A 10,734-nucleotide genomic window follows, 5' to 3' on the forward strand; every position below is an offset into this window, starting at 1 on the left:
CATGATCCAGTTTGTGGCGGCCGGTTATCAGGCCGACGAATTGACGTTTGAGCCGGAGTCCGTCAGAAGTTTTCGTGGCGGGTCCATGGCAGACACGCTGTCATTGGCGGATTGGAAAATATTGTGGTTCGAAGCGGTCGTGGCCCCCTACAGCCCGATTAAAGAAATTCATAGCGCAGGCTTTTCTTTTCAATTCCAGGCCAAACGCTATGTCGGGTATTACCTCTGGCAGGTGGTGTTACCACTGGCGGTCGTGGTCATAATATCGTGGGCGGCTTTCTGGGTCGGACGAGAGCACATCGGCGTCCGGATTGCCGTGGCGACGAGTTCCATTCTGACCCTGATTGCTCATCGCTTTGTCCTCGCCAGCCTGCTCCCCCGCCTCCCGTACATGCCACACCTGGACTATTTCACCGTCGGGAGTACACTCCTCGTGCTCCTGGCGTTGATCACGGTGATCGTGACAGGATTTCTTGCCGCTCACGGTCACGATCACCATGCGCGAAGAATCGACCTTGTGGCTCGCGGAACTTTTCCTAGCGCATTTTTGCTGTTGTTAATCTGGTTTATGGTGGGATGAGCCATTGCTGCCAGATGCACGCCGTAAGATTCTTGCGAAAAGGCCCCGAAACCCGGACCGCGACCATTCATGCCGGAAATGAATCTCTCCCATCATAAGGTAGTCTAGAAGCCAAACTCATGCGGGCTTAATCCAGAAAAAGTCCGAAACGCACCGGCAAAGGACGACTGGCGGGTTTTCGTATTCGATCACATTTTCAATGGATTTGATGGAGACGATCACCTAAGGTCCTGTTTGGAATTGATTAGACTTTTTCATGATGTTGAACAACCTCGCGCCATACCGTACCCAAAATCAACTCAGACAAAAACGCTATGAAAGTGGCGCAGGAGAGATGATGAGGGAGAAATGCATTGAAGGTCACGGATGGAGACGTGAGGTTGTCGAGTAAACCTCCTGGCTTCAATAACCAAGCTACAAGGCTTTCAGCCTTGTTCGATTTTATTTCCACGCTTCTTTGCACCCCATCTTCATGAGGGGATTGGAAAAGTCGGGTACGCCGGTCCGGCAGGATTGGGGCCCTGCATGGAGTTCCCCGATACTAAGATTCCAAGGAAATCCCTACCCGCCGTATAGGGAGGAGGAACATCCCCTTGCGGCCTATTCATGGCATGGAGCAAGAGTACAATTCGCAACCCATCGGGACTCTCATGTTAATCCGCGCAAAGTGTTCGATTTCTTGTTGGAGGATATTCGACATCTCTCTGGCTGGAGCTGTCAGGGTCTTGTCCGGTTTCCCAGATACGGACACATTTTGCATTAACAGAGAGAAGATCTTTGCGAGGACCGAAGACATTCACCAGTGTCTTTTTTGTTCCTTCGACTGTTCCTTCTAAAAGAAAGATATTCCCCCGAGTGGTGTAAAAATCCTTTTCCCGTTTCCCAACAAACCGAATAAGAAAATGTCTACTCCTATCGGATTGACCGATTTTGGGTCCTTCCTCAAGCTGCGTTTTGGGATAGGGTAGCCATTCAGCTAAGATCGTATACCCCTCATCCGTTTGATCAATACTCACCACGGCTCCTGCGAGCTTCTTTTCCTGCCCCAGGTAACTTGACGAATTATCAGCTATTTCATCGAACTGCTGGCTTGTGGTCACCGTCTTTGTCCCATTCGATTTGGAAGACAATAAATCAGAGCCTGGTAATGCCGTGCATCCAATCTGCAAACCCACGAGTCCCAATATGCCAAGTACGATAACCTCTTTTCTCATGAACATTCTCCTTTGTGTTAAACAAAAAGTCGTGACCATGTTGGCGCACACCGAATGAGATTGATTCCGGTCGTATGGACAAAAGTTTTTCTCATATGAGAGACCTAGCCTAGCGGGAACTTATTGCGGCCGGGTCAAGAGCTTGTTACAGAATGGTTAACTCTCAGCAATCGATTCAATGAATAGACTTTTAGGTCGAACGAAGTGGAACCTCCGGGTTCGAGTCCCCCCTGCTCCTGATTGTTCGGGATCTCCCAATGAACAAAACTGCTCGAACCTTATGGTCCCATGCATTGGGGAAGTTCGAAGGGGGACTGAAGCGCGGCGAGGGGAAATGGTTCAGCTGGACCTGACTACCCCCCGCTCGTTGGTCCCTGTCTCATGCCAATACTCACCGGTCGTGAAAGCTCTTGGTGCAGATGCTCTGCGGACTCTATGAGCTTATCACGGCTCAGGTCAGCGGCACACGCAAATTCCAGCTCAAGCAGAAACCGGTCAGCTTGGATCCCACCGTGATCCATCTGCGTCCCTCGCCGCATGATTGAGCAAAATTCCGTCGCACCAAGAGCGGAGTGAAGTAGTACTCGGTGCTGGACCATGATGGCGATATGCCCGCCTCGGTGTGATCATAGACGGGAAAGAACAAGATGTAACGGTGGCGCAATAACGGGTCTTTGCCCCTGTCACCAAGGTCGTCGATGACCGGGGATACAACGACTTTCAGCTCCTCCCCGAATGGACAGAGCCTAGAGTGTTTTTCCCCACGCAGCAGACAAGAAATGCACACCGGGAGATTGAGGAGGAGCGTGAGCCGCCATAGCACGACTGCATCCTCAAAGATCAAACCATCTGCCTGACCATATGAGTCTGGGCTTCCACCGATTGGGAATTGACCGCCTTATGTCAAAGAAAAGGTGAAGCACCGGGCGATGAATATTCTTCCAAGATAGGTCGCCAGTGACCTTCCACTTTAGCCAACCTTATACCCTTTCCCCTCCATGCAGGTACGATGGGCACGATCAAACGTTTCCCGTGTGCGCTGATTCTGGGCTCCGGCCTCTTGGACCTGCTGCTGATACTCTTGCTCAGCCCCCCGCTGTCCCATCATGCCAAGCCCGCCGCCGGCAGCGGCACCGATGGCGGCTCCCATCCCTGCATCGCCCGCAATGGCCCCTCCGATAGCCCCGAGCGCGGCCCCCCCCATCGCGCCGATCAACGCACCGCCGCCTGATGGCGGAGGAGGCGCGGCCGCCAGACTCGGATGTTCCGGATCGTAGCCCGTCTGCTGCTTGGCCCATTTATAGCAAGTAAAATCGTCCTGCTCCTGCTGTTCCGGACTTTGTCCCTTTTCCGGGAACACAAAGGTCCGCGCCTGTGGAGGCGGCGCATAGTCGACGGGAGAACCCGATGGCTGTCGCCCACCATGCTGAGTGCCCACACAGCCTGCCAGCATGACCGCGCATGACAGGATAACACACGACTGCTGTACCCTCATCGTCTTCTCCTTTATTCGGTCAAGGGCAAACAGCCCTAACCAATCTTGTACCCTTTGCCTTCCATACACACGTTATGCGCACGGTCAAAGGTGGCCCGGGTTTGCTGGTTCTTCGCCGAGGCTTGTTGAACCTCTTCCTGATACCCCCGCTCAGCCCGCCGTTGTCGCATCATGCCCATCCCCCCTCCGGCAGCAGCACCGATCGCCGCCCCTTTACCGGCGTCGCCGGCGATGGCGCCGCCAACTGCTCCGAGCGCCGCGCCACCCATCGCTCCGCGCAGCCCACCACCCCCCGATGGAGTAGGAGGCGCTTCAGCCAGATTCGGATGTTCCGGATCGTAGCCCGTCTGCTGCTTGGCCCACTTAAAACAGGTAAAGTCGTCCAGTTCCTGCTGTTCCGGACTTTGTCCCTTTTCCGGGAACACAAAGGTTTGGGCCTGTACAAAGGTTGCAGAAAGAAGCAACCCCAATCCAAGCCTCAGACCCAAAATCACATATGTACGCATCAATGCCTCCACATCTAGAGAATGTTCCGTTCAGCGCTTACTTCATGTCAGGAATATGATAGGTCAGTTTGGGCCACATTGCGACTCCCTCTCCGAGTTGTTGGGCCGACTCAACCCCGCTGACCATGGTAATTTCTCTCGCCTGGATCTTCGAAATCATTTCGCCCTCACCCGTAATGCCGGCAAATTTGCCGGTGCCGCCGGTGATCTTAAATAACCCCCGGCACCCTTCCACATCACCCGTGCAATTGAATTCCGCAAAGACACGATTGCCCTGCTCTCCAGTGATGACGCACTTGGCATAACCCGTTTTCGTTCCCTGTTTTAAATCGGCATCCACGGTGCCGGGGCAGACGATCGACGCCGCATGTAGCGCTCCCTTGGCGTCATCCATCAACATCACGCCACTGTATACGGCCACCATATACACTTGATCGGGCCCGACCGGAAATGCAAAGCCTACCCCTTTCCATGGAGACATGGCTTTGACGCTGCCATCTTCTGCATACCCATTCCCGCTCAGCACCAACGTGACTGCCATGAGAACTGTCATTGTTACGATTCCACTTACCAATCGCTTCATGGATTCTTTCTCCTTGTTATAGATAAAAATGTAACGAATGCGGGTCAATATACCAAAATTTCTCACGATGGGAAAAGCGGCATCTCACCCCGGATCACAAATTCTCCTTTTTCCATACAGCACCATCAAGGAGCGACGTCGCTCTTTGGGAAAAACAAAGCGTGTTCAGTATCGTATTGCTTATCATTAATAATTGCAGCCCGTTCGCAGACTACTCGTGGCAAGACCTGATCCAAATTGTCGCCTGAAAAATCCGGTCACAAAGTCCATGGTCTGACCGGCACTTGAACTCCTCATCTCTCCAACAGGTGAACGACAGCCAATGGTTGTCCTCCCCACAATATGTTCCGCCCCGAGGCCCACAAAAATAGTGTAAGAAAAAATGCTCAGCCCAAAAATTCTAATAGCAGGTTCTCGATTTTAAGGGCTGCTTAACCTACAATGCCCCACTGATAAATTTCACAGGCTTTCCCTGATACATTTTGAACCGTCACTAGGACCCATTAAAAAGTATTCTTCCTAATTTTTAATGACCTGCAGCGAGATCCCGGACGAAAAATTGAACACATTCAACAATCATTCAATCACTGGAGGTCTGTCATGAAATCCCTCACGGGTCTCATCCTAGCTATCTTTGCCATGACTGTGGCGGCAGGATGCTCCTCTACCAAGATCACCGAAACGCATCCGATGTACGGCAAGGAGAAACTCCCCAAACCGGAACGCATTTATGTGTATCCCTTTGCCACTACCCAGGCAGATCTCCCGGACTGGTCCTCGGCGGCCAAACACCATGATCCTCCTGGCGAACCCCCATCGCCGGAGCATCTCAAGATCGGACGCGAATTGGGTCTCACCGTCGCGGAGGAATTGGTATCAAAAATCCAACAAATGGGTCTTACCTCCTTGGTGGCGAGTAAACAGACGACTCCCCGCATTAATGACCTATTGATTGTGGGATATTTTGGAACGTTTGACGAAGGCAGCAGGCTCAAAAGAATGACATTGGGGTTCGGATCCGGATCGGCCGAAGTCAGCACGGCCGCGGAAGGCTACCAGTGGACGGCCAAGGGTCCCCGGCAACTCGGAGGCGGGAAGGTGGAATCGGGCGGCAATAAAATGCCGGGTGTGGCTTTACCGATTGTGGTCCTGGCGGCCACCGCCAATCCAATCGGATTGATTGTCGGCGGAGGCATGAAAGTCTATGGGGAGGTGTCCGGAAAGGATACGATCGAGGGCACAGGGAAACGAACGGCGGAGACCATCGCCGAACACCTTGAGGGAAAATTCAAGGAGCAGGGATGGATCCACTAAGCCATTGCCCAACCTGGCAGTCGGAAATCTCAGTCGGTTGGGACGTCGCCTCGCGTTAGGATGCGGGGTGGTGCTAGTTGCATGCTGTGCGCACCTTGCGGCGGCACAGACTGTTGCCGAGCCCAGTCACGAGTCAGGTCGCCCACCAACAACCAAACCGTTTCTACTCGGCCCTCCGAAAGTTGATGGGCCGGTGATGGTTCACGCCTCGTTTCATCTTCTCAACATCAGCGCAATCCACGACGAAGCGGAGGCAGTAGAGTTCTCCGGAGTCCTCCAGCTCGTATGGCAAGACGCACGACAGACATTCGACGCTGCCAGGGAGGGAGTGAGCGAGAAGGTTTACTCAGGCGGTTATCAGTTCGATGAGATTTCGCCAGGCTGGTATCCCCAGGTTACGCTTCTCAACGCCGCCGGCCAGTACGAAAGCCGGGCGGTGATTCTCCGCGTCAAGCCGGATGGAACCAGCACGCTGATTGAGGCGGTTGACGCGGTCGCCAAAGTCAATCTTCAGATGCAGCGGTACCCGTTCGATCGCCAACGGTTGGAACTTGTTTTTGACGTGTTGGGCTTCAACGCTGGCGAGGTCGCGCTCGTGGCAACACCCACGTCCGCGTCCGCACCCAACAGAACGATTATGGTACCGCAGTGGACGATGAAGGGCGTCGAAGGATCGATTAGCAATATGGACGTCGCCCTTGCTGGTGCGGTGAACCTCCGCTCCGCGTTCGTGGTGACCATCGACATGAAGCGAAAATCTTTTTTCATGGTCCGATTGGTCCTGATACCCCTTTTCCTGATCGTCATGCTTTCCTGGTCGGTGTTCTGGATGGAACGCTCTTCGTTAGGCGATCGCATGAGCGTGTCTTTCGTGGGGATCCTCACGGCGGTGGCTTACCAGATCATGCTGGGAGGCATCCTCCCGCATGTCTCCTACTTCACGTTCATGCATGGGTTCCTCAATGTCAGTATGTTGGTCATGACCGCCACCGTCGGAATCAACTTGATCGGTGGCGCAGCGGACAAGCAGGGAGATCTCCAGCGAGGCGACTGGATAGACCGTCGTTGCCGATGGATCTTTCCACTCACCTATACTGGAATGATTGGACTTATGCTCGTATGGGCGTTTCTGTTCTAAAGGGCAGAGTGAATCAACAGAGGGACACGATTCGTGATCACCACGCAGGGGTTAGGAACGACCAACTGCAGCCGATTCCGCTGACCGTCCTCACCGGCTTTCTTGGCGGAGGAAAGACGACACGGCTCAACCGCATCCTGAACGACGATCACGACCTAGGTGTGATAATGCTGGTCAACGACTTCGGCGCCATCAATATCGACGCCGATCCGGTCGTGGGCATTGAGAATAACGGCGCAGTTATCAGTCTCACGAACGGGACCCTGTCGGGACTGGATGTCATGGATGAGTTATCGCATGGCGCCAACTGCAGTATGAAATTCGCGACGGGCGCTACTTCGTCGATGTGGCAGGGACACCATTCGAAATGTTCGTCTACAAGATAGACGACAAGCACCGAGCGGCACGCAGCAATGAGTTCGGCTACGCCAATTATGAAATCGAAGCTGCCGACCAATGATCGGTCCGGGATTGCATGCTGAGGTGCAGTTGGAAGGACATATTGGCCTGAATCATGATGAGTCCGCTTCCTGCGGGCGGGCTCCATCGCGTCTCATGCGATAGAGCCGTAAATCGCTGCTGCACTTCACATTGAATGGCGTTGCGTTATCTGTCGGATACCACGCGTTCCACTAGGAATTGATCGGGCGCGATTTCTCCGACCCCATTATTCTGACCGAGGACGATCTGCGCCGGCTCAGCGCGACGTGGCTTGCGCAAGGACGCCATTCCCCCACCCCGGAGGACCGCGTTGCCTCATCGAGCGTAAGGTCAGCGAGGAAATCCTCTACCGTGAAGCGCTTGCGTTCGATCTGGACAAGGGAGATACCATCGTCAAGTGCCGACGGGCACAGAAGATGGAGTTTCTCGTCGAGGACCTCTCTGCCCTTCTCGATTCCACGACCGAGGAACTCCGGGCGTGGTTCGAGAAGAACTGCGAACGCTTCACGCCCCCCCGTGTGTCGTTTCGTCATCTCAACTTTTCCCCGGACCGGCTGGGCGCAGGGGTAAAAGAGGCAGCCGCATCAGCGCGTAGACGGCTTGATGGGAAGACCGCGAACTCGCCCGTCGCGGCAACACTGGCCGATTCCTTCATGTTCCAGGATTCTTACGGTGACCGAACGCCGGAACAGGTGTCCACTATCTTCGGCACCCGGTTCGCCGCTTCGGTCTTCCAGTTACCTCCAGGCTCCTGGCAAGCACCGATCGAGTCAGGATTGGGCTGGCATGTCGTCTGGGTGGAGTCGATAGCACCTGGCCACACTCCCGACTTCGAAGAGATCGAGCAGGACATCGAGTCTGGATGGATCGAAGAGCAACGCCTCAAATTCAACCGGCGGACGTTCGACACGAAGAAAGCGGATGGAGCGCCGTGAGCAAGGGGAAGGCGCGTGAGTGTTTTCCACACATGCTGCCGGACCTCCGATTGCTGCAGTATGTGTGCTGATCACCTGATAACAGACCCAAACGGTTTTCCAGAACAGCGTTGAAAACCAGCCGCCCCTTTCGAGGCCTATACAATGACGGAAGATTTGATTACAGTTTCGTACCAGGAACCAACACGTGCAGGTACCAGGATTCATCTCATCTTCAAGGGAGATCTGGCATGAAAGCGTTCACGCGTTTCGCAATTGCGGTGTGTGTTCTCTCTTTGGCCGTCGGATGCGCCAAAACCGAGGTGACCGAGCGCCATCCCCAACTTAAAGCCGGAGACATGATCGCTAAGCCAGAACGGATCTATGTCTATCCGTTCGCGGCCACCCCTGTCGATATTCCGGCCTGGTCGGTTTCAGCAGGACGGTATTCCGATCCCAGCCAGCAACAGACCCCGGAGGAACTCAAAGTCGGTCGCGAGCTGGGGAACCTCGTCGCCAAAGAGCTGGTTACGAAAATTCAGCTGATGGGACTTTCGGCATTGGAGGGGAACAGCCAAATCGTACCACGCAACAACGACCTTTTGATTATTGGGTATTTTGAAACAATGGAAGAAGGCAGTACCCTCAAACGCCTCGGGCTTGGATTCGGCTCAGGGTCCGCAGAGTTACAAACAACCGTGGAAGGTTACCAGACGACACCTGAAGGCCCGCGCTTGCTCGGAACAGCCAAGCTCGATTCCGCCGGAGGCAAAACACCGGGTCTGGTTGTCCCTCTTGCGGTCCTTGCTGCCACCGCCAACCCGATTGGTCTCGTGGTCATGGGAACGACAAAAGTAGCCGGTGAGATGACCGGCAGGACTAAAATCGAGGGTGCGGCCAAACGAACGGCCGAGGCGCTTGGCGAGCAACTCAAATTAAAATTTCAGAATCAACGTTGGATCGAATAGCTCCTCGTCCTCACCCAGGTCGAACCACAATATGTTGGACGAAAACAAACACACACCCCGATCCTGCGGTCGACCTGGAACATGTGGAAAACAACCACAAGTCTGGATGAGGATCTACAATGTTAGTGCTCATTAAACCAAAAGCAATTTTTCTTCTTCCTCAAGAATTCGTCAATCCATGCTGAAAGCCGATCTCAGCTATAAGAAAAACCGCTAGATACCCTCAAACATTGCGCGCCAATCATTTGGCGCAGTGGCCGCTGGAAGCCTGGGGGTATAGCTCCCAGACTCCTATCCAGTTGATGGTCGGATTCGTAACCGGAGCCTCATTACTCTCCTTGTGAATCGCCTGTTGGCTTGCGCCCTCTGATGGCAAAGCCCGCCCAGGGAGAAGGTGAGCGCGACCCTGCTGCTGTATAGCTGCCCATTATTATTCCTGCACGCAGGCAAGGCCTGAGACTAACCGGCATTGGGCTCTTGTCGGCCATTCTGCATCTCGGAGTCTTGGCGGGGTGCTGCCTGGTACGCCTTCGATCAAGCGTCCGAATCTGCCCAACGTAACGTCTACCAGTTCAGTCATTTACCGGGAGAAGAAGATGAGGGTGATACCTTTTGTATGCCATCCGGCCGGATCTCTCTAACAACAGTAGGCTTGAGCGGTCTTAAAATACTGATATGAAAGGAGCTGAAATGTGTCGAAAGAATCAAGGTATCATATCTTCCCGAATGATAGCGCACCGTGTTCTCTTGTTTGGAGCGTTGGTATTTTTTCCCGGTCTGGGCAACGCTAAAGACACTCCGGCTTCAGCGGAAGATTCCGCACCTCATGCTTCACATCAGGCCCATTGGGATTACATGGGAATCGATGGTCCGAAGCATTGGGGGATGCTGGATGCAGGATACATGGTGTGCGAAAAGGGACGGGAACAGTCACCTATCAATGTGGTGACGGTAAATGATCCCGAGGCTCAGTCCCCGTTGGAGTTTCACTATCAGTCCTCACCCGTCCATGTGGTGAACAACGGCCATACCGTCCAAGTGAATTATAAGGCCGGGAGTACCGTGCGGTTCAATGGTCAAGAGTATGAACTGCGCCAGTTTCATTTTCATGATCCAAGCGAACATCACATTGAGGAAAAAGCCTATCCAGGAGAAATGCATTTGGTCCACCAAAACCAGTCAGGCCACCTGCTGGTCATTGGTGTCTTGATGCAGTTTGGTGAAACCCATCCCATACTGGATCAAGCCGGGAACTGGATCGAACACAAACTGGGGCATCGGATCCCGATCGAAGGGGAAGACATACGGTCCGGTCTGGTCTTAAACGTAAAAGATCTGCTGCCAAAGAATACGAGCCATTTCTATTCCTATCACGGATCGCTGACCACACCACCGTGTTCTGAAGGGGTCCAGTGGATCATTCTGAAAGAGCCTTTGGAGGTCTCTGAACAGCAGGTGCAGCGATTTGTCAACACGATCGGTCACAACGCCCGCCCGATTCAGCTCCCTTCAGGACGCCTGATTGAGGCACGTTAAGCGACAGTCGAATTCCAGCATACGGACGTCAATTAATCGGATCCG

12 protein-coding genes are annotated in these 10,734 nt (G+C 53.8%); 7 read left to right on the forward strand and 5 right to left on the reverse strand.

Features of this window, described 5'->3' with window-relative positions; genetic code table 11:
* Positions 1-580, forward strand: a 580-nt coding sequence (locus tag AAH187_RS14640) for a hypothetical protein (protein ID WP_342349210.1), incomplete at its 5' end; no start/stop codon positions are given.
* A gap of 653 nt (positions 581-1,233) precedes the next feature.
* Here the strand turns inward: AAH187_RS14640 and AAH187_RS14645 are convergent.
* The 5 genes from AAH187_RS14645 to AAH187_RS14665 all read right to left on the reverse strand — a co-directional run bounded on the left by AAH187_RS14645 (position 1,234) and on the right by AAH187_RS14665 (position 4,378).
* A complete protein-coding gene (locus tag AAH187_RS14645; RefSeq protein WP_342349211.1) occupies positions 1,234-1,794 on the reverse strand; it encodes a hypothetical protein in 561 nt (186 codons plus the stop codon).
* A 353-nt stretch (positions 1,795-2,147) separates the two neighbouring features.
* A complete protein-coding gene (locus AAH187_RS14650; RefSeq protein ID WP_342349212.1) occupies positions 2,148-2,393 on the reverse strand; it encodes a hypothetical protein in 246 nt (81 codons plus the stop codon).
* Between the two features lie 371 nt (positions 2,394-2,764).
* Positions 2,765-3,289: a hypothetical protein gene (locus tag AAH187_RS14655; protein WP_342349213.1), complete on the reverse strand. Its 525-nt coding sequence runs from the start codon at positions 3,287-3,289 to the stop codon at positions 2,765-2,767.
* A 35-nt stretch (positions 3,290-3,324) separates the two neighbouring features.
* Positions 3,325-3,795, reverse strand: a complete 471-nt coding sequence (locus tag AAH187_RS14660; protein WP_342349214.1) for a glycine zipper domain-containing protein — start codon at positions 3,793-3,795, stop codon at positions 3,325-3,327.
* Between the two features lie 37 nt (positions 3,796-3,832).
* Positions 3,833-4,378, reverse strand: a complete 546-nt coding sequence (locus AAH187_RS14665; protein ID WP_342349215.1) for a hypothetical protein — start codon at positions 4,376-4,378, stop codon at positions 3,833-3,835.
* Between the two features lie 600 nt (positions 4,379-4,978).
* On the opposite strand from AAH187_RS14665, the gene AAH187_RS14670 reads away from it, so the two are divergent.
* The 6 genes from AAH187_RS14670 (at position 4,979) to AAH187_RS14695 (ending at position 10,689) form a co-directional block, all read left to right on the forward strand.
* The gene (locus tag AAH187_RS14670; protein WP_342349216.1) at positions 4,979-5,692 is read left to right on the forward strand and encodes a DUF4410 domain-containing protein; all 714 of its coding nucleotides are present in this window, start codon (positions 4,979-4,981) and stop codon (positions 5,690-5,692) included.
* A 4-nt stretch (positions 5,693-5,696) separates the two neighbouring features.
* Positions 5,697-6,830, forward strand: coding sequence for a hypothetical protein (locus AAH187_RS14675; protein WP_342349217.1), 1,134 nt, complete (start codon positions 5,697-5,699; stop codon positions 6,828-6,830).
* Positions 6,812-7,216, forward strand: a complete 405-nt coding sequence (locus AAH187_RS14680; RefSeq protein WP_342349218.1) for a GTP-binding protein — start codon at positions 6,812-6,814, stop codon at positions 7,214-7,216. The genes AAH187_RS14675 and AAH187_RS14680 overlap by 19 nt, the downstream gene beginning before the upstream one ends.
* Before the next feature lie 471 nt (positions 7,217-7,687).
* Positions 7,688-8,206 (forward strand): peptidylprolyl isomerase, encoded by a 519-nt coding sequence (locus AAH187_RS14685; RefSeq protein ID WP_342349219.1) that lies wholly within the window; start codon positions 7,688-7,690, stop codon positions 8,204-8,206.
* Positions 8,207-8,436: 230 nt separating this feature from the next.
* Positions 8,437-9,153, forward strand: coding sequence for a DUF4410 domain-containing protein (locus AAH187_RS14690; RefSeq protein ID WP_342349220.1), 717 nt, complete (start codon positions 8,437-8,439; stop codon positions 9,151-9,153).
* A gap of 726 nt (positions 9,154-9,879) precedes the next feature.
* The gene (locus AAH187_RS14695) at positions 9,880-10,689 is read left to right on the forward strand and encodes a carbonic anhydrase family protein (RefSeq protein ID WP_342349221.1); all 810 of its coding nucleotides are present in this window, start codon (positions 9,880-9,882) and stop codon (positions 10,687-10,689) included.
* The last annotated feature ends 45 nt before the right edge of the window (positions 10,690-10,734 follow it).

It is taken from the genome of uncultured Nitrospira sp. (genome assembly GCA_902500695.1).
Taxonomy (GTDB): domain Bacteria; phylum Nitrospirota; class Nitrospiria; order Nitrospirales; family UBA8639; genus Nitrospira_E.

What these genes read in the sequence shown, in the direction of transcription:
- AAH187_RS14645 (WP_342349211.1), bottom strand. Translation starts at nt 1,794, where the DNA reads ATGAGAAAAGAGGTTATCGTACTTGGCATATTGGGACTCGTGGGTTTG.
- AAH187_RS14650 (WP_342349212.1), bottom strand. Translation starts at nt 2,393, where the DNA reads ATGGTCCAGCACCGAGTACTACTTCACTCCGCTCTTGGTGCGACGGAA.
- AAH187_RS14655 (WP_342349213.1), bottom strand. Translation starts at nt 3,289, where the DNA reads ATGAGGGTACAGCAGTCGTGTGTTATCCTGTCATGCGCGGTCATGCTG.
- AAH187_RS14660 (WP_342349214.1), bottom strand. Translation starts at nt 3,795, where the DNA reads ATGCGTACATATGTGATTTTGGGTCTGAGGCTTGGATTGGGGTTGCTT.
- AAH187_RS14665 (WP_342349215.1), bottom strand. Translation starts at nt 4,378, where the DNA reads ATGAAGCGATTGGTAAGTGGAATCGTAACAATGACAGTTCTCATGGCA.
- AAH187_RS14670 (WP_342349216.1), top strand. Translation starts at nt 4,979, where the DNA reads ATGAAATCCCTCACGGGTCTCATCCTAGCTATCTTTGCCATGACTGTG.
- AAH187_RS14680 (WP_342349218.1), top strand. Translation starts at nt 6,812, where the DNA reads ATGGGCGTTTCTGTTCTAAAGGGCAGAGTGAATCAACAGAGGGACACG.
- AAH187_RS14685 (WP_342349219.1), top strand. Translation starts at nt 7,688, where the DNA reads ATGGAGTTTCTCGTCGAGGACCTCTCTGCCCTTCTCGATTCCACGACC.
- AAH187_RS14690 (WP_342349220.1), top strand. Translation starts at nt 8,437, where the DNA reads ATGAAAGCGTTCACGCGTTTCGCAATTGCGGTGTGTGTTCTCTCTTTG.
- AAH187_RS14695 (WP_342349221.1), top strand. Translation starts at nt 9,880, where the DNA reads ATGATAGCGCACCGTGTTCTCTTGTTTGGAGCGTTGGTATTTTTTCCC.